Source organism: Streptomyces sp. MUM 203J (assembly GCF_022414595.1).
Classification (GTDB): Bacteria; Actinomycetota; Actinomycetes; order Streptomycetales; family Streptomycetaceae; genus Streptomyces.
In genome coordinates, this window is the sequence record NZ_JADWYO010000007.1 from 127692 (window position 1) to 154190 (window position 26499).

Here is a 26499-nt window from a genome sequence, read left to right on the forward strand (position 1 = left end):
GAACCCGTCCGGCGCCGGGGGACGGGGCGGGCTCCCGGAACGACGATGGATCCACCCACCCCTCCCCGCCTCCGACGCTTCGCGGACCGGCGGCGGATCACGCCCTCTCACGGGAGCCCACACAGCCATGAACCGGTTCACGCGCCGCATCGGCGACGCGAGCACTCGCCGCCCCTGGGTCACGATCGCCTCCTGGGCGGTCTCTCTTCTGCTGGTGTTGTCGTCCGCCGGCACGGTCGGAGGCGCTCTGGTCGACGACCTGGTCGCGCCCGGCAGCCAGAGCGAGAAGGCGATGGAACTCCTCGAAGAGCGCTTCCCCGAAGCGTCCGGCGGCAGCGCCATGGCGGTCTTCGCCGCGCCGGAAGGACAGCGGCTGGAGCGGTACCGGTCCTCGGTGGAGGCCGCGGTCGCCCGGATCTCCGCCGTGGAGCACGTGACCGCGGCGACCGACCCCTTCACCGCCGGCACGGTCTCGTCCGACGGCCGTATCGGCTACGCCCGGATCACCTTCGCCGTGACGTCGACGGACGTGGGGCCGGCGGACATCGGGGCCCTCACCGAGGCGATAGAACCCGCACGCGGGGACGGCGTCACCGCCGAGCTGGGCGGGGACGCCGTGTTCATCAACGCGGACACGCAGACGTCGGGAGCGGAGGCGGCGGGCCTGCTGGCCGCTCTGGTCATCCTGGTGGCCGCGTTCGGCACGATCGTGACCGCACTGGTGCCGATCGCGCTGGCCCTGGTGGCCGTGGCCGCGGGCCTGGGCGGCATCATGCTGCTGGCGAACGCGATGAACGTGTCCACCGCCGCTCCCACGATCGGCGCGATGATCGGCTTGGGCATCGGGATCGACTACGCCCTGTTCGTCGTGGCCCGGCACCGTGAGAACCGTGCCTCCGGCCAGGACAACGCCACCGCGCTTTCGAACGCCATGGGGGCCTCGGGTGCGGCCGTCCTGTTCGCCGGTGGCACCGTCGTCGTGGCGATGGGAGCTCTCGCGCTCACCGGCCTGGGATTCCTGACCTCGATCGGGCTGAGTACCGCCCTGGTGGTTCTCTTCGCCGTGGCCACCGCGCTCACACTGCTGCCGGCCCTGCTGTCGCTGCTGGGCGACCGTGTCCACCGGAACATCCGCTGGGGACGCCCGCGCGGCCGCAGCCCCCGCCCGGCGAGGAGTCACGAGGACACGGTGTGGTCCCGCTTCGCCCACCGTGTGTCCGGGCGGCCGTGGCGCTACCTGCTCGCCTCGTCGGCGGTGCTGCTCGCCCTCGCCGCCCCCGCGCTCCGGATGGAGACCGGGTTTCCCGACGCCGGCACCGACTCCACGCAAACGACGCACCGCCGTGCCTACGACCTGCTCGCCGAGGGCTTCGGCCCCGGGTTCAACGCCCCGCTGCTGATGGTCGCCGACCTGAGGCGACCCGGTGCCGAGGCCGCGGACATCCCGGCGCTGGCCGAGCGCATCGCCTCGGATCCCGGCATCGCCGCGGTCGGTGCGCCACAGACCTCCGCGGCCGGTGACACCGTCGTCCTGCCCACGCTGCCCACCACCGCCCCCGCCGACGCCGAGACCTCCCGGACACTCGCGCGGGTCCGTGACCTGCTGCCCGAGAACGTCGCCGTATCCGGTCTGACCGCCATGACCGACGACCTCACCCGGCAACTCGCCGATACTCTGCCGGTGTTCATCGCGGCCATCCTGACGGCGTCGTTCCTGCTGCTGATGGTGGTGTTCCGTTCCGTCACACTGCCGCTGAAGGCCGTCGCGGTGAACCTGCTGTCCATCGCGGGGGCGTACGGCGTGGTGGTGGCCGTCTTCCAGTGGGGGTGGCTCGGCGCCGTGTTCAGTCTGGAGGAGACGCTCCCGATCGCCTCGCCGCTGCCGACCATCTTCTTCGCCGTCCTGTTCGGCCTGTCCATGGACTACGAGGTGTTCCTGCTCTCGCGCGTCCGTGAGGAGTACGACGCCACGGGCGACACCAGAGAGTCGGTGGCGCGCGGCATGGCGGCCACCGGCCGTGTGATCACCTCAGCGGCACTGATCATGACGGTGGTCTTCCTCGGCTTCGTCGCCAACCCGTCGCCCCTGGTCAAGATGATGGGCCTGGGTCTGGCGACCGCGATCGTGCTGGACGCGACAATCGTCCGCATGGTCCTCGTACCCGCGACGATGGCGCTGTTGGGGCGCATGGCCTGGTGGCTGCCGCGTCCGCTCGACCGCAGGCTGCCCCGTCTCGCGCCCGAGTCCGGCAAGGGCTGACCCGGCGGTGGGCCCCGGCGGGCGGGCCCGGTGGCCGGCGGCGAGCCCGCACGGCGCTCCAGCGGCGGGGCACGACCGCATGATGCGGTCCCTCGACGGCCTCGTGCCGGAAGGGGAGCCGGCCGGGCCGATGAGATCCTTCTCCTTCTCCGCTCGGCCCTCACGAAGCCGGACCGCTCCGTGAGGGCCGAGCGGACCCCGGCGCTCCGCGGCCGTCCGGACTCGGCCCGCGTGCCCCCTGCGTCGCGTGGGTGCGACCACCGGACATCCGCCCGTCACGTCGGGGGATCCGCCCGTTGACGGGTGTCCGCACGGGTACGGGCCGGGGGCTGGAACGCTACGAGGTGATTCGGCGGCGTTCGTCGCGGATGTGCCCGCCTCGTCGCCGCGCCGGGATCACCGGGTGGGGTGCGTGCGGCACTGCCTCGGCCGGGGCCGCCCGACGGTCGCTGCGGCGCCCCGGGTCAGCGGACGCACTGCCGGGACGTGGGCGGTGCACCACCCGCACGACGCGCCGGCCCGGCGAGCCGCCGTCCGGCCCCGGAACGGCGGTACCCGCCTCCGGGTACCGGAGCGCGGCCGGGGGCGGTCATTCCGCCCCGCCGTCACCGGCGGCGTCTCCTCGTCCGTCCAGGTCACGCTCCGGGCGGTCGACGACGAGCATCGCCACGTCGTCCGCCAGGCGACCCGCAGTGTGGCGGATCAGTCTCAGGTGCACCTCTTCCAGGAATTCCTGAGGCGTGCAGGCGTCCCGTACCGATGCGGCCGCCTCGGACAGGGGGAAGAACCTGTCGTCGGCGTCGCGGGCCTCGATCACGCCGTCCGTGTGCAGCAACAGCCGGTCACCGGGCTCGAACGGGTAGCTCTCGACGACGGCGGTGGGTCCGGTGATGAGGTCCTCGAGCCCCAGGGGCGGCAGAGGGTCGGCGGGCAGCAGTTCCCGGGCCTGGCCCTTGCGCAGCAGCAGCGGAGGCGAGTGTCCGCGGTTGACGACCCGGATCAGGTGATCGTCCGAGACCTGGGCCAGCAACGCGGTGACGAAGTTCTCCTCGTCGTCGGCCGGGGTGGTCGCCCGCGCCACGGCGTCCTCCCGGCGGAACGCCGCCGCGCAGTGGTCCATGACCTCGGCCAGTTCGTCCTCGTAGTGCACGGCCTCCCTGAACGCCCCCAGTACGGCGGCGGCGGCACGCACCGCGGGAAGCCCCTTGCCCCGGACGTCCCCGACGATCATCCGGACGCCGTAGGGGGTCCACAGGGCCTCGTAGAGGTCCCCGCCGATCTGTGCGCCCTTCTCGGCCGCGAGGTACATGCTGGCCGTGCGGACCTGGCCGAGCCGCCCCGACACGGGCCGCAGGATGGACTCCTGTGCCGCCACCGCGATGCGGCGGACCTGGTCGAGTTCGCTCTGCCGACGGCTGTGCACGGCGTTACTGGTGACGACACTCGCGACGGTCACCACGAGGAGGCCCAGGATGTTGCTGGATGCCTGCCCCTCACCCCAGGAGTGGTGCAGGGTGGCGCTGATCGCGGTGACAGACAGCGCCCCCACGGCCGCCGACAGGATCCCTCCGGCCCCCATCGTGAGCGAGGCCAGGGCCGGCATCGCGGTGAGCAGCGGGCCTGTGTACACGGCGTGCACGGGTGACAGCTCGATCCCGAGCCCGAGCAGTATGACCAGGAACGGCACGGACTGGGCCAGCCTGAACAGGACCCTGCTGTGACCGCCCGCTCCCTGTGGCTGAGCGGAGCGGAAAAGCGACCGCATGCGTACAGCGTGCCTCGCGGGCACCGGGGATTCCACCCGCAGCGGTCCCGGGCTCGGGCTCCGGGGCCACGTCCGCCGGGTGCCGCGGCCGCGGAGCCCGGCGTCACCGGCCCTGCCGGGCGGGCGGGCGGCCGTTCAGAGGCTCGCCGCATGATCGGGAACATATGTCTGCAGATCACGCGGCGGACGCTGGTAGCCGGTCGAAGGCGGGCGCGACGGGAGTTCGAGGACCGGCGGGGACACCTCGTGGTACGGCACGGAGGCCAGCAGGTGGGCGATCATGTTCAGCCGGGCCCGCCGCTTGTCGTCGCTCTCCACGACGAGCCACGGGGCCTCGGCGATGTCGGTGTGGACCAGCATCGCGTCCTTGGCCCGGGAGTACGCCTCCCAGCGGGTGATCGACTCCAGGTCCATGGGCGACAGTTTCCAGCGGCGCCGCGGATCGTCCAGACGGCGCCGGAACCGCTCCTGCTGCTCGTGGTCGCTCACCGAGAACCAGTACTTGCGCAGCAGGATCCCGTCCTCCACCAGCATGCGCTCGAAGATCGGGCATTGCCGCAGGAAGAGCTGGTGCTCCTCCTTGGTGCAGAAGCCCATCACGTACTCCACGCCGGCCCGGTTGTACCAGGAGCGGTCGAACAGAACGATCTCCCCGGCGGCCGGCAGGTGCTCGGCGTAGCGCTGGAAGTACCACTGTGTGCGCTCACGCTCGGTCGGCTTGGGCAGCGCCACGATCCGTGCCACCCGAGGGTTGAGGTACTCCGTGACCCGCTTGATGGTGCTGCCCTTGCCCGCCGCGTCCCGCCCTTCGAACACGACGACCAGCCGGGTGCCCTCGGCCCGTACCCACTCCTGGAGCTTCACCAGCTCCGTCTGCAGGCGCAGCAGTTCCCTCTCGTACACCTGGCGAGGCAGCTTCGCCGCCTTCTTGTCGCCCGCCATGTCGCCTCCACGTCCCGACCGCTCACCGTGCACCGCACCCCCAGAGTCGGACAGCGGAGCGCCGCGCGCGAACCGTGCTCCACCACCCGGTCCTCGACGGGCTCGGCGCCCGTGGCGAGTTGGACCGGCCCCGCTGCGCGGTCGGCTCGGTGAACGAGCGGGCCCTGAGGGGACCTGACAGGACCGCATCCTGTCGGCTCGGGTACGTACGGTACAAGGACCCACGTGGCCGGTGAGCGGACGAGGCTGCCGCCGTCCGCCGGATTCCGGGGGGGCGAACCCGCACCTCAGCCGGGGACTCGTTCCTCTGGTGAAGGGCACGCCTCCGACCTGCTCCCTCCGGCCCGACGGCGACGCCTGTCCGGACAGCTCCACGCAGACAACGGCGACGGGCATGCCCACCTGAGACGATGACGGCGGGCTCCGCGACGCACACAGGGACGTCGAGACCTCCCCGCGGCCGGGCCGCCTTCGCCGGACCATCGAGCGCGTCCCGGCGCGCCGGCTGCCGCCGCCTACACCACCGCCCCGAACCCGAGGCCGAGCACCTCAGCCGCGGAATCCGGCCGCCCGCCCCGACGCACACGGTCAACGGCCGCGCGCGCCGCAGGACGCCGTCGCCCTCGGCATCGATCGCGGGCGTCCGCGGCGTCCGGCTTCCGACAGCCTCACCCGGACCGGGCCGTCGGCCGACGACCGGGCCAGGGGCAGGGCCGGGGCCTCCGCCTTCCTCCTTACGCCGGGCCCTCCACTGCCCGCCCGGCCTCCTCCTCCGCTCTCGCACCAACTGCCCGTCAGCGAAGGGCTTCCTCACCCGTGAGGGCCCCGTTCAATCCGGAAACGCCTCCCCGGGGACAGCTCTGCGTAGCTTTCCCAAGACCACCTTGAACAACGGTGGTTGCTGCTTCCCCCAATCCCAGGAGATACCTTTCTTCGCCGTCTTCCGTCGCCTAGGCTGACGCCGACTCGCCGCCGCCGGGCGGCGCACAGCAAACGACAAGAATGGGGATTCTCATGCCTGCCGTTCTGCAACCGCGCATGGTCAGTGAAATCGACGAGAACGCGATCGATCTGCTCGACGACGCCCTGTTCGCCGATGCCCCTTACGATCACGCGGACATGGGAGGCCGCACCACCTGCCACGCCCTGTCGTGGGACTGCGGACCGTCCCCGCGGACCTGCGTGCACCAGCACACGACGTTCTGCAGTTCGTGATGGATCTCCGCGCGAACGGTCCGCGTCGGCCCGTCGAGGGACACCACGCGGCGGGTCCGGCCGCCCCGGCGCTCCTGCCGGGGTCGGCCGACCCTTTGGAGTCCCGCTTGGCCACAGCGCTCTCCGGACACCCGTACCAGGTCTCCAGCACTGCGATCTGGGTCCACGCACGTCACGAGAACCCTATTCGGATCTCCCAGGGATGGAAACTCCACCTGTCCGCCCGGCCCGCCACTCTGGTGACGACCCTGGAGCACGCCTTACCTGTCCTGGTGGCGTTCCGCTGCCATTTCAAAGCGGTGCGCAGCATTGACGTCCTGCGGGACATCAATTCCGTCAGGTCCGCTCCGGGTTCCGTCGGCAAGGCCGTCACCGTCTACCCACCGCAGGACTCGATACGGGAGACAGCCGAAGAGCTGGCCCGTGTCCTTGCGGGATTCGAGGGACCGCGGATCAGGAGCGACCGACTGCTGCGCCGCGGCAGCCCCGTGTTCTACCGATACGGCCCGTTCGCACCCCGGTTCCGCGCCCTGGAGAACGGGGACGTCGAACCCGCTCTGGTCGCCCCCGACGGTACGCTGGTCAGCGGAGTCGCCGGCCCCCGCTACACCGCACCCGACTGGGTCCGCGACCCTTTCCGGGAGACACCGGCCCCCGGTCCCCCAGCCGTCCTGATGGCCGGAGGGGAGTGTGCCGAGCCGCTGCTGGGCGGCCGCTACCGTGTGACGGCAGGCCTGGCGCGTACCGCGCGGGGCATCGTGTGCCGGGCCCGGGAGACACGCACCGGACGGCGCGTCGTCATCAAGCAGGCGTACACCTACGTCAGCGAGGGCGACGACGGAGCGGACGCCACGGACCGGCTGCGCCATGAGCGGCGGATCCTCGAGGCCCTCGCCGGAGTCGCCGGTGTCCCGCAGTACGTCGACCACTTCGCCCACTCCGACAGCGAGTTCCTGGTGACGACCGACGTGGGCGGGACCAACCTCGCCCTGGATGTCGACGCTTCGGGGACGTACGACCCGGCTCCGACGCCGGGCGGGCGCTCGCTCCCCATGCTCGCGTCCGGCATCCTCACACTGCTCGACGCCGTCCACGGACGGGGAGTCGTCGTCCGCGACCTGGCCCCGAAGAACATCGTCCTCGGGGAGTCCGGCGCCCTCAGTCTGGTCGACTTCGAGATCAGCCGCTTCCGCGACCGGCAGTACCACGGCTGGACGCCCGGCTATGCGGCTCCCGGACAGTCCGGGGGCGCCGAGGCAGTTCCCGAGGACGACTACTTCTCCCTGGGCGCCACGCTGTTCCACGCCGCTGTGGGCATCGACCCCGTCTGCATCCACGAGGACGTCGACGGCAACATCTCCAGGACCCGGCGGCTGCTGGCCGACGCACTCGGCCCGGCGGCGGGTCCCATGGCCGGCATCGTCTCCGCGCTTCTGGACACCGACCCCGGGACGCGCAGGGAAGCGGCCGCGGCGCTCCGCGGCGGCCCGGGTTCCTGGACGGTCCCGCCCACGCGGCGCACCGGCCCGTCCCGCATCGCACCGCACGCGTCGGCCTCGCCGGGCCGGCCTCCGCCCCACGCGCACGGCCCGCTCGTCGCGGCGGACGTGCTCGACGACGCCGCACTGCACTGCGTACGGGAACTGGTGGACACCACCCGGGCGCTCCTGCGGAGCGAGGACCACGCGCCGCGCTGCACCAACGTGTACCAGGGCAGCGCCGGGATCGGCACGGAACTGCTCCACCATCTCGGCGTGCCCGGGGTGCCCGAGGCGGTCACCGGTATCGCGTGGTGGACAGCCCGGCACGACCCGGCCGTGGACCGTCCGCGCGGCCTGTACTTCGGCAGCATGGGCACCGCGGTCTTCCTCGCCGCCGCGGGCCGCGCGCTGGACGACGGCGGCCTCCTGACGGCCGGGCTCGAACTCGCCGACCGCACGGTGGCCGGCCCCCGGGACGACGACCTGGAGGACCACATCCACGGGCTCGCCGGTATCGGTACGGGCCATCTGATCCTGTACCGGCTCACCGGGGAAAGGCGGTTCGCGACGGCCGCGGAGCGCTGTGGCGAGCGGATCGCGACCGGCCGCTACCGTCCGGCGGACCCCGGCCCGTTCCCCGACCGCCGTGACGCCGGCATCGACACCCGCTTCGGTTTCGGGCACGGGAAGGCCGGAACCGCGGCGTTCCTGGCCTCGTGCGCGGCGGTGACCGGCAACGCCCGCCTCGCGTCCGTGGGGCGCGCGCACCGCGCACAGGTCCTGGCGGCTCTCCCGCCCCTGGTCGCCGCCGCCCGTACGCCGCGCGCACGGCCCATGTGCGTCTCGTGGTGTCAGGGCTTCGCCGGCATCGGCGGTTCGCTGGCCCGGGTGGAGGGCCCGGAGGAGCCGGACTGCGTGGAGGCGGCCCGGCTTCTGGCACAGGTGTCGGTGGAGATCGCTCCCCGTGTGCCGCTGCCCACCCAGTGCTGTGGTCTGGCGGGTGCCGGGGAGTTCCTGCTGGACATGGCCGGGTCGGTGCCGGACCCGCGGCGGACATACCTCCATCAGGCCCACCGGATCGCACGTCACATCCTGACGCGCTGCGGGGGGTCCGACCGAAGGCCGGTGGTCCCGGGACCCTCTCTGGTGGAGGGCGGCACCGCGTGGGCGACCGGATCGGCGGGGGTGCTCTCCTTCCTGAGGCGGCTGCGCGGCGGCGGGTCCCGGCTCTGGACCTCCGGGTGGTGTCCCCCTGAGCGAGGGATCGGGGATCAGCAGCAGTAGCCGTGCACGACACACGTCTCCTGCGGACGGCGCGGCCGTGTGCGGCGCCGGCCGGCTGCCGTGCACACGGACGCGCGACCTGACGGCGTATCCGGGCGTAGGCTTCGCTCGGTACGGACGCGGTTGGGGGGCGGGACATATGTCGGCTGCGGCGGCTCAGCGGTGGGAGTCGGTCCTCGATTCGGTCGTGGTGTACGCACAGGGCGCGGTATGTCGCCGACTGGCCCGCGGCGGCGTGCCTCAGCACGGCCGGGTGCGGGTGACGGGGCTGCCCCGTGTGCTGGACCCGGCCTCCGTGCGGGCCCGGGTCCTGGGCGCCCCCGGCGTGCGGGTCACCGAGGCCCGGGTGGAGGTGGAGGCCGAGCCGGTCGGCGCCGGTACGCCTGACGCGCTGCGGCGCGAGGTCGAGCGGCTGCGCGACGCCTGCGCGGCGGCGGAGGGCCGCCGGGACCGGCAGCTGAGCCTGGTCGAGGAGGTCGGCGCGCTGCGCCCGGTCCCGCCCGCGCGCAGGCGCGGGGAACCGTACCGCCGCACCCCGGCCGACGCGTGGCTGGAGCTGGCCGACTTCGTCGACGCCCGGCTGACGGCGCTGCACGCCCGCCTCGTCGAGCTGGAGGAGGCGCTGCAGTGTGCCGAGCACGAGCTGGCCGTCGCGGCGGACCGGCTCGACCGCGCGTCCACCGACGCGCCGTCGGCGCATGTGGACGCCACGGTGTGCGCGGTCCTGACCCTCGACGGTGCCGGTGACGCCGAGGTGGAGGTGGAGGTGGAGTACGGGGTGCCTGGCGCGGTCTGGGCGCCGGCCTACCGCCTGATCCACCGTCAGGGCGACGGCACCGGCCGCCTGGTGCTGCGCGCGTCGGTGGCGCAGCGTACCGGCGAGGACTGGGCCGGTGTACGCATCGCCCTGGCCACCGCCGACCTGCGGCGCCGTACGGACCTGCCGAGGCTCCGCTCGGCACGGATCGGGCGCCGCCAGCCGACGGCCGCGCCCTCCGGCTGGCGTGAGCCTCCGGCGGGGCTCGCCGACCTGTTCGCCGGGTACGACGGGGCGGGGCCCCGCCCGGCCACGGGCGCCGCACCCGGGGCGGGCGGCTTCGCATCCAGGGGTGGAGGGGGGTCCAGGGCTGTGACGGGCGGCTTCGCGCCGGATCCCGTTCCGCCGCCGGCGCCGCAGGGCTACGGGGGGCCGCCCGCCGTGCCCGCGGAGCCCGGAGGCGGTCCCGCCCCGGAGGGCTTCGCCGGCCGGGCGTCCGGCCCCGGGCAGCCGGGGGCGCCACGGTCCAAGGGCAGGCCCGGTACCGGTGGCGGGCCGGGCGCGGCTCGCCCCTCCATGGCACCCGGGGCTCCCGGCCGGGCAGGGTCACCGCCGCCCTCTGGACCCGCGTACGCACGGGCCGCGTCTTCGGCGCCAGCTCCGCCCGTCCCGGCCGGTCCGCCGCGGCCGAGCGGTGCCGAGCTGGACTACGCCGCCCTCACCCTCCGTGGGCCGGACGAGCAGGCCGGTCGCAGGGGCCGCCTGTTCCCCGGCTCACCGTCCGATCCGGTCGCGGCCGAGTACCGTCGCCGCGCCGAGGCGGTGGTCGCGCTGCCGCTGCCCGGGCATGCCGTGCGGCCCCGTGAGTCGGCGGGTTCCTTCGACCACCGCTTCGACGCCTCCGCGCGCGCCGACATCCCGTCGGACGGCATCTGGCACACCGTCACCGTGGCCGAGATCCCGGTCGGTCTGCGCACCGAGTACCTCTGTGTGCCGTCCGTGGAGCAGACGGTGTACGCGGCCCTGGTGCTCTCCAACGCCACCGACCAGGCGCTGCTCGCCGGCCCGGTGGAGGTCACGGTCGACGACGACTTCCTGGTGACCGCCGCGCTGCCCACGCTCGCCCCCGGCGGCGTCCGCCGGGTCGGGCTCGGGCCTGCCGAGGCCGTCCGGGTCACCCGCCGTACGACGGTGCACGAGTCGACGTCGGGGCTGCGCAACAGCACCACCGTGCTCGACCACCGCGTCCATGTCGAGCTGGTGAACCGGCTCGCGAGCCCCGTCACCGTCGAGGTCCGCGAGCGGGTTCCGGTCAGCTCGGAGACGGATGTCCGGATCGAGGAGCGAGCCGACTGGACGGCGCCCGAGGGCGGCACGGGGCCGGAGCACCACGCCCCCGGCACGCGCGTCTGGCGGGTGGAGCTGTCCCCCGGCGGCACCGCAGCCCTCGACGGCGGCTACGAGATCCGCATCCCGGCCGGAAAGACCCTGGTCGGCGGCAACCGCAGGAGCTGACACCCACCATGTCCCCCGACGCCTCGGTCTCCACGGACTCCACCGCCTCCCTGGTCCCGGAGCCGATCGCCCTGCCCGTCACCGCGGTCACCTGCCTGGAGGACCGTGCTCTCGTCGAGCGGGCCGCCGTGCTCGACCTGGAGGCCGGGGTCCGGCGGCTGCGGCTCGGTCCGGTCAGCGCGCTGGCCGTCGACCGTACGCTGGACGCCGAGCTGACCGCCGATCACCCGGCGACCGTGCTGGATGTGCGGATCGTCCGCAGCTGGACCCCCCGAGGGCCCCTGCCGGACGCCGACGGCGACTCCGCGCTGCGCCGCCGCGTCCACAGGCTCGAAGCGGAGCGGAACGCCGTGGAGCAGCGGCGTGACCGGCTGCGCTCACGCCTCGGCCTGCTGGCCCGCCTCGCCGTCGATCTGCTGCGGGAGATCGGTGAGGGCGCCGGATCCGGGGAGGCGGACGGCCGCCGCTGGACCCGCGAGCTGGACCGCGTGGACCAGGAACGCGACACGTACGCCGAACAGCTCCGTACAGTGGAGTCCCGTCTGGCCGCCCTCGCCGTCGAACTCGGAGAGGCGAAGCGGGCGCTCGCCCTCGCCGAGGAGGAGCCCGCCGAGCTGACCGGCATCGTCGAGCTGACCGTGGAGACCGCGGTCGCCGGGCCGGTCCGGCTGCGTCTGAGCCACCTCACCCCGTGCGCGCTGTGGCGGCCCGCGTACCGTGCCGTGCTCGACCGGGACTCTCTCAGGCTGGAGACCGACGCGGTGGTCTGGCAGCGAACCGGCGAGGACTGGTCGGATGTACGGCTGACCCTGTCCACGGCCCGGTCGGCGTCGGCCGCCGAGCCGCCCCGGCTGGGCGAGGACCGGCTGACGCTCCGGAACCGCTCCGCCGTGGAGCGCCGTACGACCGACGTGGAAGTGCGCGAGGAGGAGATCGGGGTCCTCGGTCCGGTCCCGGTGCCCGGTCTGCCGGGGGTGGACGACGGCGGTGAGGTACGGGTGCTGCACTCCCCCACGTCTGTCTCCGTGCCCGCGGACGGCCGCGCCCACCGTGTGCCGCTCTCCGCCTTCACCGCGGCGGCGAGCAGCGAGTACAGCTGTTCGCCCGAACTGTCACCACTGGTCACCAGGGTGGTGCGGTTCGACAACCGGTCGGGCCACGCGCTGCTCGCCGGGCCGGTGGACCTCGTCCGCGACAGCGGGTTCAGCGGTCGCGGCACGCTGGACTTCACCCCGCCCGGCGCCCCGGTCGACCTCGCCTTCGGCAGCTGCGACGACCACCGGGTGGTCCGGGAGACCGAGGAGACCCGCGAGTCGGCGGGGCTCACCCAGCGGACGGTCGTCACCCGCACCGTGCGGCTGCACCTGTCACGGTTCTCCGGCCCCGGGGAGGACGGCGGACGGGCGGTCGTGCTGCGGGAACGGATCCCGGTCTCCGAGGTCTCGGCGGTGGAGGTGCGCCTGCGCAAGGAGGCGTGCTCCCCGCCGCCCGCCGTGGTCGACGCCGAGGGCATCGCTCGCTGGGAGGTGGTCCTCGCACCGGGTGGGCACCGTACGGTCACCCTGGTGTACGAACTTTCGGCGAAATCAGGGGTCGTCGGGCTCTGACCTTCCCGCACGCGATTTCGCTCCGCGTGTTCTCTCCGCCTTGCTCTGCGTGTTCAGGCCGCAGCGCGGTCCGCGGTGCGCGACCATACGGCAGTCAGCAGAGGGAAACACCGCGACAGGAAGAAGGACGGACGTGTCCCGCAGCGAAAGTGAGAACCCGGCGATCTCTTCCCCGACTCCCACGCAGACTCGTCCCAGGACCAACCGGGACTGGTGGCCGAATCAGCTGGACCTCCAGGTTCTCCACCAGCATTCGCCCCGCTCCAATCCGATGGACGAGGACTTCGACTACGCGGCGGAGTTCTCGACGATCGACCTCGACGCCCTGAAGCAGGATCTGTTCGAGGTGATGACGGCGTCCCAGGACTGGTGGCCCGCGGACTACGGCCATTACGGGCCGCTCTTCATCCGGATGAGCTGGCACGCGGCGGGAACGTACCGCATCGCGGACGGCAGGGGTGGCGGCGGCAGGGGAGCCCAGCGTTTCGCCCCTCTCAACAGCTGGCCGGACAACGCCAGCCTCGACAAGGCACGCCGACTACTCTGGCCCGTCAAACAGAAGTACGGCCGGAAGATCTCCTGGGCCGACCTGCTGGTCTTCGCGGGCAACTGCGCGATCGAATCGATGGGCCTCAGGACATTCGGGTTCGGATTCGGGCGAGAGGACATCTGGGAACCCGAGGAGATCTTCTGGGGCCCCGAGGACACCTGGCTCGGGGACGAGCGCTACAGCGGCGACAGAGAACTCGCCACTCCTTTCGGCGCCGTGCAGATGGGACTGATCTACGTCAATCCCGAAGGTCCCAACGGCAACCCGGACCCGGTCGCCGCCGCCCGGGACATTCGCGAGACATTCGGGCGTATGGCGATGGACGACGAGGAGACCGTCGCGCTCATCGTCGGCGGCCACACGTTCGGCAAGTGCCACGGTGCGGTCGACCCGAGCTACATCGGCCCGGAACCCGAGGCCGCCCCCGTCGAGCAACAGGGGCTCGGCTGGCGGAACACGCACGGAAGCGGCAAGGGCGCCGATACGCTCACCAGCGGCCTGGAGGGCGCGTGGACCCCCGAGCCGACGAAGTGGAACAACCAGTACCTGGAGACACTGTTCCGGTACGACTGGGAGCTGACGACCAGCCCGGCCGGAGCGCAGCAGTGGACTCCGACGGATCCGTCGGCCCAGGGGACGGTGCCCGACGCGCACGACCCGTCGAAGCGGCATGCGCCCATGATGCTGACGACGGACCTCGCCCTGAAGGCGGACCCGGTGTACGGGCCGATCGCGAAGCGCTTCCACGAGAACCCGGACCAGCTCGCGTCGGCGTTCGCCAAGGCGTGGTACAAGCTCCTTCACCGCGACATGGGGCCGGTCTCCCGCTACCTCGGCCCGTGGGTTCCCGAGCCGCAGCTGTGGCAGGACCCGGTACCCGACGTCGATCACGAACTGGTCGCGGACGCCGACATCGACACGCTCAAGGCCAGGATCCTCGCCTCCGGAGCATCCGTCCCCGAGCTGGTGACCACCGCCTGGGCGTCGGCGGCGAGCTTCCGGGGCACGGACAAGCGGGGCGGGGCCAACGGGGCACGGATCCGGCTCGCGCCGCAGAAGGACTGGGAGGTCAACGACCTGCCCGAGGTGGCCGAGACGGTACGGACCCTCGAACAGATCCAGCAGGACTTCAACAGCTCGCAGACCGGCGGGAAGAAGGTCTCCCTCGCGGACCTGATCGTCCTGGGCGGATGCGCGGCCGTCGAGCAGGCCGCGAGGAACGCCGGACACGACATCACCGTCCCGTTCGCGCCGGGACGCACGGACGCCTCACAGGAGCAGACCGACGCGGACTCGTTCGCCGTGCTGGAACCCAGGGCGGACGCGTTCCGCAACTATCTCCGCGCGGGAGAGAAGCTCTCGCCTGAGACCCTCCTCCTGGACCGCGCCAACCTGCTGACCCTGACCGCCCCCGAGATGACGGTCCTCGTCGGTGGCATGAGGGCGCTGAACACCGGCTTCGGACACGTCCCGCACGGCGTTCTCACCCACCGCCCCGAGTCCCTGACCAACGACTTCTTCGTCAACCTGCTCGACATGGGCACGGAGTGGAAGCCGTCGGCCTCGGACGAGAACGTGTACGAGGGCCGGAACCGCTCCACGGGCGAGGTCAGGTGGACCGCCACCGCCGTCGACCTCATCTTCGGCTCCCACTCCCAGCTCCGCGCCGTGTCGGAGGTCTACGCGTCCCGGGACGCGGCGGCGAAGTTCGTCCGCGACTTCGTGTCGGCCTGGGACAAGGTGATGACCCTCGACCGCTTCGACCTGCGCTGAGTGCCGTGCCCCGGCCGGTCGGCCGTCGGCCCGCCGGGGCACGGGAGGCCTCAGCCGGCAGTCCCGTCCTTCACGCGGCCGCGGCGGCAGGAGGCGGCGACGACGAAGGGCCAGAGGGACTGGAGGCAGGTGACAAGGCGTTCCGCGACGCCCGCGGCGCCCCGCTGGTGGGTTTCGTACAGGAACCAGGCCGCGGCGGCGCACATCGCGGTGGTCGCGGCGAGGGCGGGGACGGGGCGGAGGCCCCAGGGGATGCCCCTGCCTCGGACAGCGGCCAGGAGGGGCCACACCGCGAGGAGGGTGAAGCCCACTGCGGCGACCGAGCCGTGACGCAGCGAACCACCGCTGCTCGGAGTGGGGAGGAAGGCCACGACCAGTGCCGAAGCGCCGCCGGCGGCCAGGGCCATCCGCCCGGCCGGGGCCGCCGGACGCAGGCCCCAGGCGGTCAGCAGGTGGCAGACGCCCAAGGCGAACAGCGCTGTGGACATCACCCAGAAACCCGCCGCCCCGTGGGCCGCCAGGACGCTGATGGTCTGCGTGACGGGGTCGTAGGCGGGCCCTTCGAGGAGCGCGGCGACCGTCCAGCCTCCGGACAGCAGGACCGGCGCGGCTCCCGACGAGAGCAGAGCCCACCTGGGAACAGGTTCCATCGGCTCACGATAGGTGCACGAGGGGCATCCCCAAGTGTCTCCGAGGGGTTGCGACGGGGCGTGTTGGCTCCCTCTCCCGCCCCGGGGCGAACGCCGCCTCCGGGCGGGGGCGCCGCCGGGACGTCCCGGCGGTCACCGACGGCCGGTCCGGCAGTCCGCAGCCGATCTGGCGCGGGGCGCCGCTGCTGCCCTCGGGCACGGCCGCTTCTCTGGCGGCGCGGGGGGCGGTCCGACGGGGCTCCTCCTCGTGAGAGTGGCCGAGCAGGTCGTGGCCGGACCGGGTCCGTCGTCCGTGGCGGACCACGTCGAACCGGGGACGAACGGTTCGCGCCCTCCGGGTTCAGCGCCCCGCACGCAGAACCTCCGGCCCGGGGGCCCGGGGCCGGGGGCTCCGGGCGTCCCGCCTGAGCGGCCCCGCGCCTACGGGTCGACCGGTTTGGCACGCCTCCTTCATGATGCACGGCACGCGGAAGGAGGCGGACCGCCTCGTGGTCTCGCCGCACGCCGTGCGGCGAGACCGTCACCGTCGCCTGTGCGCCGTCGCGGTCACGAGGCGGCGCGGGTGGTCTCGGCCGGGCCGGAGGCGGAAGGGGAGTCCGGTCGGTAGAAGATGTCGATGTCGACCTCCTCGCCCCCGACGATCAGTGTGTCCCATGGCCCGCTGTCCAGCAGGGTGCGGAGGGTGTCGGACCGGAGGGTCTCCAGGTGGTCCCGGAGCGTCTGGTCGTCGGGCATGCCGGGGACACGGGGCGCCAGGCGGTCACGGACCCCGCGCAGCCGTTCCATGAAGGCGTCCAGGTCGGCGTTCCGGTCCGGTTCCCTCCCCTCCGACGCCCTCGCCTCCGACTCCTCTATGCTCTGGGCGATCTTCTCCTTGATGGGGCGGCTGACGCCGCCCTCGTCGGTGGTGATCATCGCGTTCCAGGCACGGCTCTTGTGCCGGTACTGGAGCATGGACATGGCCGCTTCGTGGCGGGCGAAGTCCGCGTCGCGGAACGGGCGGCCCTTCCAGGCGCCGTTGAGGGAGCGGGCCAGGGAGATGGCGGAGCCCAGCCCGCTGTTGAGTCCGCGGCCCGGCCAGAAGTGGATGGCGTTGGCGGCGTCACCGAGCAGGAAGCCGTACGTTCCCGGGGTGTCCGGGGTGGCCGAGTGGAGCCGGGTGGTGAACCTGGGCCGCTGCACCATGTCGAGCCGGAACGCGGTGACCGCGCTCAGTTCCTGTTCCGGGACGCCGAACAGCGTGAGCCCTTCCAGCACCCGCTTCCACAGGGCCGACCCCCTGACCATGGCGGGCAGGAAGAGGGTGCTGTGTGTCGCGCACTGGAAGTCGCCGTGGCCGTCCCGCCCCATGACGCAGGGGCGGGAAGCGATGCACTCCTCGAATACGTGCCGGACCGGATCGATACCGATGACCTCCGTGGCCTCTTCGTCGGTGAGCCGCATGTTCAGGAATCCCCGGCCGCGCAGGGAATTGAGGAGGAATCGGTTCTGGGCCACGGTCAGCAGGACGGTCATGGGATCAGTGAGGGAGGATTTGACGCGCAGTCCCAGGACGACGTCCTGAACATGCCGGCCATGCAGCGAATAGATGGACTTGTCGGCGCTTCCGAACTTGTCGGCGAAGTGTTCACGCGTGCGGGAACGGCCGCCCTCGCAGATGGCCAGCACATGTTCCTTCGCCACGTTCTCCTGCTGCTCCTCCGGTTCGAACGCGGCGGGAACCAGCCGGATTCGGCCGGGCTTCTCGTTGGCCAGTTCCAGGAGGGTGTCCTCGATGTAGGCGATCCGGAGGTTCCGCGGGTTGCATCCGCGGATCGAGTCGGGTCCGACCGGCCACATCTCGGAGTACGCGTCGCCGCGGAACAGTCGTTCCTGCACCTCCTGGGGGAGGTGCAGGTACTGGCGGCTCTGCACGGTGACGACCTGCTGCCGGCGGACGTTTCCCTGCCCTTCGCTCTTCCAGACGACCCGGGCCCCGTCCTGGGTCCACCGGCCGTCGTACACGGTGATGGCCACGCGGTCGCCCATGAGGTCTTCGAGGAGCAGCGCCAGGCTCAGGCCGACGGGGCCGCCGCCCGAAACGGTGACGCTCAGCACCGGGCCTGCCGCCGGGGCCGTCCCGGAGGTGCCGAGCGGTCGCAGGACGGAGAAGTCGAGAATGGTCTCCATCGCGTCGGCCGCCTCGAAGCGGAACGTCTCGGAACCGATCGCGATGAGGTCGCCGGGCTGCAGTTCATGCGAGGTGACCCGGGTTCCGTTGACTCGTGTCCCATTGCTGCTTCCACGGTCGTACAGAACGAATCCGTGACCCTCGCGGCGCACTTCGGCGTGAAAGCGCGAGACGTTTCCGCCGGATATCACCACACTGTTCTCGCCGTTGCGGCCCAGAGTTGTCGGCGTCGTACCGATCGGGAACTGCTGTCCAGCCAGAGATCCTTGATGGCCGACGAGCCGAGGAGGCATTGGGTCACCCATTTCCCTCAATGACGGACGCGATGACGGAATGCGAAACCGGACGTCGAACACCAGCACCCTGCGTCACAAGCCGCAAGCCGACCGGCACGCGGAGCAATCTTAATCCGGCCGCCGGGCCGATGAGAAGGCACTCGCTCCGACCGAGTACCACACGGGAACCATTCCGTGAGAATGTCACAGCGGGGTCCTGGACCAGGGCGCTGGGGAACGTGGGATTGCCGGTTCGGCCGCCGCCTCATGGGGCGGTGAACGGCCGGGCGTCCCCTCCCGTACGAGAGGTGGACCTGCTGTCGCCGGAAGAAGGAGAGCCCTCCCTCGTGATCGGTCTGCTGCGCGTCCGCGTCGACTACCCGCGCCGGGGGCGTCGCGGACCGGCCCGTTTCCTGCCGTCGTGGCGGCAGTTACTCGCTCTTGTGTTTCTCGGGTTCTGCGGAGTGGCCGGGCTCGTCGGGTGGATCTACATGACGACACCGATCCCGGACCCGAACGCCGACGCACGGGCGGAGGCCACGGTCTACTACTGGGCCGACGGCACCCAGATGGTGAGCGTGGGTCAGGTCAACCGTCAGAGCGTCCCGCTGTCGGAGGTACCGGTCTCCCTCCAGAACGCGGCGATCGCGGCGGAGAACGCCACCTTCCGCAGCGATCCGGGGTTCTCCGTCCGCGGGCTGGCGCGGTCGGTGGTCGCGATGGCTCGGGGCGGGGAACTCCAGGGGGGTTCCACGATCACGCAGCAGTATGTGAAGAACACCTTCCTCACGCAGGACCAGACCGTCGAACGCAAGCTCCGTGAGCTGTGCCTGGCGGTCAAGCTCTCCCGGACGCAGTCCAAGGAGCAGATCCTGCAGGGGTATCTGAACACCAGCTGGTTCGGCCGGAACGCCTACGGCGTCCAGGCGGCGGCCGTGGCGTACTACGGCACGGACGCCCGGCGGCTCGACCCGTCCCAGAGCGCGCTGCTGGTCGCCCTGCTCAAGAACGGCGATCTGCACGACCCGGCGCTCGGTGAGGCGCACCACCGCAGGGCGGAGGCCCGGTGGCGGTACGTCCTGGACCGGCAGGTGGAGCTGGGGCTCATGACGCGCGAGGAGCGGGCGAGGTACTCCGCCTTCCCCGAACCCCGGCCCCGGAAGGTGGCCAACGGGCTGGCCGGGCAGGTCGGTTATCTGGTCGACGCGGCCAACAAGGACCTTCAGAACCGTACGGAGCTGACACCCGAGGCCCTGGGGCGGGGCGGCTACCACGTCCGTACGACCTTCGACCGGGCCGCGGTGGAGCGGCTGCGGCGGGCGGTGGAGGGGGTCGCTGCCGGGTCGCCGGACGCGTCCCGCGGTCCGGCGGACGGGGGCGTCCAGTTCGGGGCGGCGTCCGTCAGGACGGGGGACGGCGCGGTGCTGGCGCTGTACGGCGGGCCCGATGCGACCCGGCACTTCGCCAGCAACGCCGACACGGCGGGGGTGCCGGTGGGGTCGGCGTTCAAGCCCTTCGTCCTGGCGGCCGCGCTCAAGAACGGCACCGCACTGGACGAGGGACGGCCACCGGTCGGGGCCGGGGCGCTCGGCGGCCCTGCGGCCGGGCTGCGGGACGGAGCCGCGGCCGGATTCCCGGACGGGGGCGCGGAGACGTCCCGCGCCGGTGTGCTCGCGCTGCGGCGGGCGCTGGTCCGGGGCGACCAGGACGTCTTCCGGCGCCTTGGCGAGGACGTCGGGCCGCAGCGGGTGCGCGATGTCGCGGTCGCCGCCGGGCTGCTGCCGCGGAGCCTGGCCGCGCTGGACCCGTCGTTCGCGCTCGGCACGTCCACGCCGAGCGCCATCCGGATGGCCGGGGCGTACGGCACGTTCGCCGCCGACGGCCGCCGCACGGCTCCGTACTCGGTGGCCTCGGTGACGTACCGGGGTGAGGAGGTTCCGGGCCTGGAGCGCCCGGCCGCCCGGCAGGTGCTGGACCCGGAGGTGGCCCGGGAGCTCACCGGGGCGCTCCGGGATGTGGCCGTGGACGCCGTCGACGCCGGCACTCTGCGCAGGCTGGGCCCGGTCGCGGCCGGACGCACGGACGGCGGGGACCGTATCCCGGCGGCGTGGTTCGTCGGCTACGGCGGGGAACTGTCGACGGCGGTCACCGCGTTCCGCAGCGACCCCGAAAGCGGCGGGCTGCTGCCGCTGGACGCGGACGCCGCGGCAGCGCCGGGCGAGGGCGAGGCGCTGCCGCTGCGGGTGTGGTCGGCGTACATGGAGGCCGCCCAGTCGGCCGCCGGGGACGGCTGACGGTCCCACCGGTGACGACGGCCCCGGCCCGGTCACCTCCCGAAGACCGCGACCTCGTACAGCGAGTAGCCGTAGCCCGTGGCCCGCTTGACGCCGTGCACCCGTACGTGGCGTGCGCCGGTGGCCGGGAAGCGTGCCGTGTCGATGCCGCCGTCACCGGAGACGGTGGACCAGACGGTGCGCCAGTCGGCTCCGTCCTCCGACACCTCGATGCGGTACTCCCTGGCGTACGCGCGCTCCCAGTCCAGGGTGACGCGGCCGACGGTACGGACCGCGCCGAGGTCGATCCGGATCCACTGGCTGTCGCTCCACCGGCTCGCCCAGCGGGTGCGCGGGTCGCGGTCGACGGCCTTGGCGGGGCGGTGGCTGACGAACGGGTTGAACTCGGTCGAGCTGGCCGTGGCCGGCGCCCCGGCGGCCAGGTCCCGGGAGGCCTCGTGGTGTTCGCTCGCCTTCCACGTGTCGAGGTAGGACTGGGCGCCCCGGGCCAGGTCGTCGAGGACGTCCTGTCCGCCGCTCAGCCGCATCTGCTCGATCCAGTCCGGGACGAGGCCGTGGTGGGCGAGTCCGTCGGTGTTGAGGTCCCAGGTCCGCTCCCCGGTGACCTGGCGGTCGAGCACCGCGCCGCCGTCCGCGCTGACGAACGGGTAGCGGACCGCGTTCGGCGCGTCCTCGCCCACCGGGCCGGGCCATCCGCCCACACCGTTCATGTCGGTACCGTAACCGTAGCCGACCCGGTAGGTGTCGCGCGGCCCGTCGGTGCGCCGCGCCTCCGCGACGAAGCCCTCCGCGGAGTGGGCGTACTGGGTGATGAACCCGCCGAGGCGGTACAGCCGTTCGGTCCACAGCGGGTCCATCCAGCTGTGGCTGGAGAGTACGCCCGGGTAGGCTTCGGACTCCAGGATGTCGAGGGCGCGGCCCGCCGCCTTGACGCTCATGTGGTCGATCTCCAGCATCATGTGACGTTCCATCATGCCGCGCAGGGCGTACTCGCCCAGGCGGCTGAGGCCGCGGGTGTTGCAGCGCGCCTCCTCGGCGTACGACGGGAGCCGCACGCCCTCGGGCAGGAGCGCGGCCGCCTCGGAGGCCGCCGTCATGCCGATGGGGTTGTCGGACTGCGGACCGGTGCACCGCTCCGTGGTCCAGAACGTGCCGGTGGACAGGAACTGGCCCGCGTTGACCGCGGTGCCGATGGCGCCCCCGTCGAACCGGACCCCGCACAGGGCGTTGTCGAACTTGTGGCACAGGAACATGCTGCGCACGCCCAGCGCGTGGAGTTCGTCCAGTCCGCGGTCGATGTCGCCCTCGTCGCACTGGGGGACGCCGAGGATCTGCTTGCAGCCGAAGGGTTCGGAGGTCTCCACCCCGAGGACGACGGCGAGCTTTCCCTGGGTGATGACCTCGCGGGCCTGGCGGCTGTCGGTGACGATCCGGAACCAGCCCTTGCCGGGCCCGCCGTACATCCTGTCGACGTAGTCCTGGAGTTCGTAGGTCTTGCGCGCCTGGAGCCGGATGGACTCCATCTCGTCGCAGCCGCGGTCCTTGAACGGGTAGACCGAGCACAGCAGGCCGTTGGTCACCAGGTCGTTGACGAGGATCCGCTGCCCCCCGCGCCAGGCGCGCTCCAGCCAGGCGTAGTAGTTCTGCTGGTGGCTGAGCGAGTCGTGGGCCGGCCAGTCCCGGAAGGTGGGCCAGCCGACGGGGTCGTGGTGGCCGTCGGCTCCGCCGGTGACGTTCTCGAACAGCGCCAGGGACCCGTCCGGGTGGTGTTCGGGGCAGTCCTTGAGCGCCTCGGCGGCACCGCCCCGGGCGGAGAACACGGCGCCGCAGATCAGACGTCCGCCGAAGCCCTCGTGGGACATGAGGTGGTTGTGGGCGTCGACGAATCCGCGGACGTCGCCGTTCTCGTCGGTGCCCTTGAAGGGCTCGCCGGTGACGTTGATCCGGGAGTCCGGCACCGGCCGGTCCACGGGGCTCCACCAGCCGCCGCCGGCGACCGCGGCGGAGGAGCCGGGTCCCACGCCGAGGGCGGTGACGGTGACGGCGAGGAGCAGCGTGAGGACGGCTGTGGGGAGCCGTCCGCCGGGTGCGCGTCGGGCACCGGGTGCGCGTCTGGTCATGATCACACCTTCGGTCGGGCTCGGACACGAGGTGGAACCGGCCGCTACTGATGGGTCGTCAGATGGGCCGTGCCGGGATCCCGAGGATCGCGATCCCGGCTGTCGGCGTCAAGACTCCTGTGCGCACCACTTGTTCACGACCGTGACGCGCGCGTCCTCCACGGCCGTGACGGTACGGGGATCAGGGCGCCATCTCGTACGCACCGGAGAGCGCCTCGACCCGGGACCAGACCCGCGCGGAGCGTGCCTCGTCGACGGCGGGACGGCGGACCGCGCCCAGGGCCCATTCCTGCTGCCGCTCGGTGGCGGAGTCCTTGCCGTACAGTTCGACGGCGTGCGCGGAGAAGTCCCGCACGAGGACGGCGAACAGCTCGTCCAGGACGTCCTCGTCGAGGCCGGTCAGCCGCGCCTGTTCCAGGATCAGCTGGCCGTGCACCACGAGCGCGAACAGCTGCCCGACGGAGAGCAGCAGGTCGAGGTCGCGGCTCTGCTCCTCGTCGGGGGCGGCGGTGGCGACGAACTCGCAGAGCGCGTCCGCCTGTTCGCGGAAGCGGGCGACGTTCGGAAGACGGGTGTACGCGTCGAAGGCGTCGCGCCAGTCGTGGAAGCGTACGGAACCCAGGCCGCGCGCCGGGCCCTGCTGGAAGAGGAACGTGTCGTCGGCCGCGTCCAGGCGGGTCGGGACGGGCTCGTACGGGGCCGGGTTCAGCAGGTGGTTGCGCATGAACTTGAGAATCAGCGCGAGGTTGACGTGGACCGTGCCCTCCAGCTTCGGCAGGCCGCGGATCTCGACGGCCGCCTGTGCGAAGTAGTTGTCCTTCTCGAAGCCCTTGGCGGCGATGACGTCCCACATCAGGTCGACGACCTTCTCGCCCTCCGTGGTGACCTTCATCTTGGTCATCGGATTGAAGAGGAGATAGCGGCGGTCGTCGGGCCCGGCCGAGCGGAAGTAGTCGACGGCGCGGTCGCTGAACAGCTTCATGCCGACGAGACGGACGTACGCGTCGGTCAGCTCGCGCCGCACATGCGGGAAGGCGGTCACGGGGCGGCCGTAGAGAACGCGGTTCTGCGCGTGGGTGACGGCCTCGTACATGGCGTGCTCGCAGATGCCGATCGAGGCGGTGCACAGGTTGAACTTGCCGACGTTCACGGTGTTCAGCGCGGCGTCGAAGGCGGCACGGCCGGTGTGCAGGACGTCCTCGGAGGCTACCGGGTAGTCCTCCAGGCGGAACTCGCTGACGTACTTGGAGGAGTCGACGACGTTCTTGACCAGGCGGTATGCCGGGTGGCGGCTGTCGGCGGCGAAGAAGACATAACCGTCGGGGCCCTCCACGTCGGTGCGGCGGCCGAAGACGGAGACGAGTCCGGCGGCGTTGCCGTTGCCGATGTAGTACTTGGAGCCCGTGGCCCGGAAGCCGCCGTCGCCGTCGGGCGTCAGCAGCATGTCGGTCGAGTAGATGTCGGCGCCGTGGGTCTTCTCGGACAGGCCGAAGGCGAAGACCTCACCCTCGGAGAGGAGCCGGGCGGCCCGGGCGCGGGCCTCGGCGTTGTCGCTCTGCCAGACGGGGCCGAGGCCGAGGATGGTGACCTGCCAGGCGTACCAGTAGTCGAGCCCGTAGAAGCCGAGGATCTCGTTGAGGGCCGCGATCCGGGCGGTGTCCCACCGCTTGTCCCGCTGGCCCTCCCGCTGCCCGCCGGGGCTGCCCACGGCGTCGGCGGCCGGCGTGAGGAAGGTCTCGAACAGCCCCTCCTCGGCGGCGAAGGCGAGGAAGTCCGCCAGCCAGGCCCGGGACCGGTAGTCCTCGATCAGCCGGCGCTTGCCGCGCTCCTCGAACCAGTCGACGGTGGCGCGCAGCAGTCTGCGGGTCTCGGGGTCGAAGTGCGCCGGGTCGTAGGTGCGCGGGTTGAACAGCAGCGGGTCGGCCATGGAGGTCCGCCTTTCCGGCTCGTGTACGTCGGCCATGACACCGCCGATCCTCATATGCAACTAGTTGCACAAACAAGCGCCTCCGCCGGGTTGAGACACGGCTCACCCGCCTGCGCCGGCCCTCCCCTCCCGGCGCGGTCAGGAGCGGGCGAGTTCGTAGCGGATGCCGTCGTCCGAGCCTCCGACCGGGGTGAAGCCCGCGCGGCGGACGACGGCGTGGGAGGGGGCGTTGCCACGGTCGACGGTGGCGCGCAGCCGCTTGAACCCCGGGCGGGCGAAAGCCCAGTCGGCCAGAGCTCGCAGGGCCTCGGTGGCGTAGCCGTGGCCGCGCTCGGTCCGCACGATGTCGTAGCCGGTCTCGGCGCAGCCGTCGGCGTCCGGGGCGGCGTGGAAGCCGATGGCCCCCAGGGCGCGCCCATCTGCGGCGCGGACGATGGCGTACGTGCCCCAGCCGGGCCGGTACGTGCCCGACTCGCCCGCCTCCACGGCCGTGCCCGCGGCGAACCGAGCCCCCTCCGGCGGACCCTCCGCCGCCCAGGCGAAGCCGCCGCTGCCGCCGCCGTACAGGTCCGCCGCGACAGCGGGCGAGACCTCGCACAGGACGAGCCGTTCGGAGCGGATCGGGTCGGCGTACCAGCGCCATGCGCCGAGCCGGGGCAGGCCGTCGCGTTCGCCCCGTCCGGTCGCCCACAGCAGCCTCCGCCACGGGTCGTCGCCGCGCGGGGTGTGCGGGAAGAGCCGCTCCAGCACGCGCGTGCACAGGTGCCCGGAGGGCTGCCAGTCCGGTTCGCCGAGGGCGGTGAGGATGTCATGGGTGTGGACGAGCACCTCCACGACGCCCATCGCCGCGAAGCCGTCGGCGCCCGCGTCGCCGTAAGGGTGCCAGGCGCGTACGGCGGGGGGTGTCGTGAGGACGGCCGCGGAGAACAGCCTGCCGGTGGCCTCGATGACGCGGACCAGGCCGTCCGGGGAGGTGCCCGGCTCGGCGGAGATGCCGAAGGGGACGTATCCGTCGGCGGAGCGCCCGGTCAGCTGCGTGGCGTAGCCGAGGAAGTCGTCAGCGATGTGGACGGCCGTGTTGTGGCAGCTCCATTCCAGGCCGGCCGCCGGGACGGACCAGTCCCGGTCCGTCACGCCGCGCAGCGCGGCGGAGGTGTCGCGGATCGCCAGGTCGATGTCAGCCGCATCCATGATCGTCATGGCGGGACCCTACGGGGCCCGCCATGCCCGCACCATCGGTTTCAGCCCACGCCCCGGGGCCGGAACTGGATACTGATGCGGGGCCCGACCGCTCGGCTGGTCTTCGGGACGGCGTGCTCCCAGGTGCGCTGGCAGGAACCGCCCATCACCACGAGGTCGCCGTGCCCCAGCGGGAGCCGCAGGGCCACGGCCCCGCCGCCGCGCGGGCGGAGGTCCAGGTCGCGCGGGTCGCCCACCGAGAGGATCGCGATCATCGTGTCGTGCGTGGCCGAGCGGCCGATCCGGTCTCCGTGCCAGGACACGCTGTCCCGGCCGTCGCGATAGAGGCAGAGCCCGGCGGTGACGAAGGGTTCGCCCAGTTCGGGCGCGTAGTGGGCGCTGAGCACGTCACGGGCCTCGGTGAGTGCGGGGTGCGGCAGGGGGACGCCCTCGCGGTAGTACGCGAGGAGGCGCGGGACGGCGACCACGTTCTCGTACATGACGCGCTTCTCGGCGCGCCAGGGGACCCGCGCGGCCAGGTCTTCGAACAGCGCGTCGGCGCCGCGGAGCCAGCCGGACAGGTGGTCGACCCACGCTCCGCCCGCCAGTTCGGTCCGCCGGATGCCGCCCAGCGGGCCGGGGCGGATCTCGTCTCCCTGGTCGAACAGGGAGCCCTGGAGGCCGGGGATGTCCGGTCGCGGTGCGGTCATGGATCCAGAATAGAAGACGATACGA

Annotated in this window: 15 protein-coding genes; 7 read left to right on the forward strand and 8 right to left on the reverse strand. The window is 72.4% G+C overall.

Annotation, left to right across the window (positions count from 1 at the left end; translation table 11 throughout):
* Positions 1-127: 127 nt before the first annotated feature.
* Positions 128-2260, forward strand: coding sequence for an MMPL family transporter (locus I3F58_RS06780; protein WP_240107318.1), 2133 nt, complete (start codon positions 128-130; stop codon positions 2258-2260).
* Between the two features lie 589 nt (positions 2261-2849).
* Here I3F58_RS06780 and I3F58_RS06785 read toward each other — a convergent pair.
* Together I3F58_RS06785 and ppk2 are read right to left on the reverse strand one after the other, a co-directional pair.
* Positions 2850-4025, reverse strand: a complete 1176-nt coding sequence (locus I3F58_RS06785; protein WP_240107319.1) for a PP2C family protein-serine/threonine phosphatase — start codon at positions 4023-4025, stop codon at positions 2850-2852.
* 135 nt (positions 4026-4160) lie between these two features.
* Complete coding sequence (gene ppk2, locus I3F58_RS06790) at positions 4161-4967, reverse strand: polyphosphate kinase 2 (protein ID WP_240107320.1); 807 nt, start codon at positions 4965-4967, stop codon at positions 4161-4163.
* Positions 4968-6005: 1038 nt separating this feature from the next.
* Here ppk2 and I3F58_RS06795 point away from each other — a divergent pair.
* The 5 genes from I3F58_RS06795 to katG all read left to right on the forward strand — a co-directional run bounded on the left by I3F58_RS06795 (position 6006) and on the right by katG (position 15149).
* Positions 6006-6182 (forward strand): hypothetical protein, encoded by a 177-nt coding sequence (locus I3F58_RS06795; RefSeq protein WP_240107321.1) that lies wholly within the window; start codon positions 6006-6008, stop codon positions 6180-6182.
* Positions 6183-6289: 107 nt separating this feature from the next.
* Positions 6290-8947: a class IV lanthionine synthetase LanL gene (lanL, locus tag I3F58_RS06800; RefSeq protein WP_240107322.1), complete on the forward strand. Its 2658-nt coding sequence runs from the start codon at positions 6290-6292 to the stop codon at positions 8945-8947.
* A gap of 139 nt (positions 8948-9086) precedes the next feature.
* The gene (locus I3F58_RS06805; RefSeq protein WP_240107323.1) at positions 9087-11219 is read left to right on the forward strand and encodes a DUF4139 domain-containing protein; all 2133 of its coding nucleotides are present in this window, start codon (positions 9087-9089) and stop codon (positions 11217-11219) included.
* An 8-nt stretch (positions 11220-11227) separates the two neighbouring features.
* The gene (locus I3F58_RS06810; RefSeq protein WP_240107324.1) at positions 11228-12826 is read left to right on the forward strand and encodes a mucoidy inhibitor MuiA family protein; all 1599 of its coding nucleotides are present in this window, start codon (positions 11228-11230) and stop codon (positions 12824-12826) included.
* A gap of 133 nt (positions 12827-12959) precedes the next feature.
* The gene (gene katG / locus I3F58_RS06815) at positions 12960-15149 is read left to right on the forward strand and encodes a catalase/peroxidase HPI (RefSeq protein WP_240107325.1); all 2190 of its coding nucleotides are present in this window, start codon (positions 12960-12962) and stop codon (positions 15147-15149) included.
* Between the two features lie 50 nt (positions 15150-15199).
* Here katG and I3F58_RS06820 read toward each other — a convergent pair whose 3' ends face one another.
* Both I3F58_RS06820 and I3F58_RS06825 read right to left on the reverse strand, forming a co-directional pair.
* Entirely contained in the window at positions 15200-15799 is a 600-nt protein-coding gene (locus I3F58_RS06820) for a DUF998 domain-containing protein (protein ID WP_240107326.1), read from the reverse strand.
* A gap of 546 nt (positions 15800-16345) precedes the next feature.
* A complete protein-coding gene (locus I3F58_RS06825; protein ID WP_240107327.1) occupies positions 16346-18262 on the reverse strand; it encodes an FHA domain-containing protein in 1917 nt (638 codons plus the stop codon).
* Positions 18263-18735: 473 nt separating this feature from the next.
* Here I3F58_RS06825 and I3F58_RS06830 point away from each other — a divergent pair, with 473 nt between their 5' ends.
* Complete coding sequence (locus I3F58_RS06830) at positions 18736-20538, forward strand: transglycosylase domain-containing protein (protein ID WP_240107328.1); 1803 nt, start codon at positions 18736-18738, stop codon at positions 20536-20538.
* A gap of 32 nt (positions 20539-20570) precedes the next feature.
* Here I3F58_RS06830 and I3F58_RS06835 read toward each other — a convergent pair whose 3' ends face one another.
* From I3F58_RS06835 to I3F58_RS06850, 4 genes are all read right to left on the reverse strand, one after another.
* Complete coding sequence (locus I3F58_RS06835; RefSeq protein ID WP_240107329.1) at positions 20571-22658, reverse strand: discoidin domain-containing protein; 2088 nt, start codon at positions 22656-22658, stop codon at positions 20571-20573.
* Positions 22659-22839: 181 nt separating this feature from the next.
* Complete coding sequence (locus tag I3F58_RS06840) at positions 22840-24585, reverse strand: acyl-CoA dehydrogenase family protein (RefSeq protein WP_240107343.1); 1746 nt, start codon at positions 24583-24585, stop codon at positions 22840-22842.
* A 138-nt stretch (positions 24586-24723) separates the two neighbouring features.
* Positions 24724-25785, reverse strand: coding sequence for a GNAT family N-acetyltransferase (locus I3F58_RS06845; RefSeq protein WP_240107330.1), 1062 nt, complete (start codon positions 25783-25785; stop codon positions 24724-24726).
* 41 nt (positions 25786-25826) lie between these two features.
* Positions 25827-26474: an alpha-ketoglutarate-dependent dioxygenase AlkB gene (locus tag I3F58_RS06850; protein ID WP_240107331.1), complete on the reverse strand. Its 648-nt coding sequence runs from the start codon at positions 26472-26474 to the stop codon at positions 25827-25829.
* Positions 26475-26499 lie beyond the last annotated feature (25 nt).

What these genes read in the sequence shown, in the direction of transcription:
- I3F58_RS06820 (WP_240107326.1), bottom strand. Translation starts at nt 15,799, where the DNA reads ATGGAACCTGTTCCCAGGTGGGCTCTGCTCTCGTCGGGAGCCGCGCCG.
- I3F58_RS06845 (WP_240107330.1), bottom strand. Translation starts at nt 25,785, where the DNA reads ATGACGATCATGGATGCGGCTGACATCGACCTGGCGATCCGCGACACC.
- I3F58_RS06810 (WP_240107324.1), top strand. Translation starts at nt 11,228, where the DNA reads ATGTCCCCCGACGCCTCGGTCTCCACGGACTCCACCGCCTCCCTGGTC.
- I3F58_RS06835 (WP_240107329.1), bottom strand. Translation starts at nt 22,658, where the DNA reads ATGACCAGACGCGCACCCGGTGCCCGACGCGCACCCGGCGGACGGCTC.
- I3F58_RS06805 (WP_240107323.1), top strand. Translation starts at nt 9,087, where the DNA reads ATGTCGGCTGCGGCGGCTCAGCGGTGGGAGTCGGTCCTCGATTCGGTC.
- I3F58_RS06825 (WP_240107327.1), bottom strand. Translation starts at nt 18,262, where the DNA reads ATGCCTCCTCGGCTCGTCGGCCATCAAGGATCTCTGGCTGGACAGCAG.
- I3F58_RS06830 (WP_240107328.1), top strand. Translation starts at nt 18,736, where the DNA reads ATGACGACACCGATCCCGGACCCGAACGCCGACGCACGGGCGGAGGCC.
- I3F58_RS06785 (WP_240107319.1), bottom strand. Translation starts at nt 4,025, where the DNA reads ATGCGGTCGCTTTTCCGCTCCGCTCAGCCACAGGGAGCGGGCGGTCAC.
- I3F58_RS06780 (WP_240107318.1), top strand. Translation starts at nt 128, where the DNA reads ATGAACCGGTTCACGCGCCGCATCGGCGACGCGAGCACTCGCCGCCCC.
- I3F58_RS06850 (WP_240107331.1), bottom strand. Translation starts at nt 26,474, where the DNA reads ATGACCGCACCGCGACCGGACATCCCCGGCCTCCAGGGCTCCCTGTTC.
- ppk2 (WP_240107320.1), bottom strand. Translation starts at nt 4,967, where the DNA reads ATGGCGGGCGACAAGAAGGCGGCGAAGCTGCCTCGCCAGGTGTACGAG.
- I3F58_RS06795 (WP_240107321.1), top strand. Translation starts at nt 6,006, where the DNA reads ATGGTCAGTGAAATCGACGAGAACGCGATCGATCTGCTCGACGACGCC.
- I3F58_RS06840 (WP_240107343.1), bottom strand. Translation starts at nt 24,585, where the DNA reads ATGGCCGACCCGCTGCTGTTCAACCCGCGCACCTACGACCCGGCGCAC.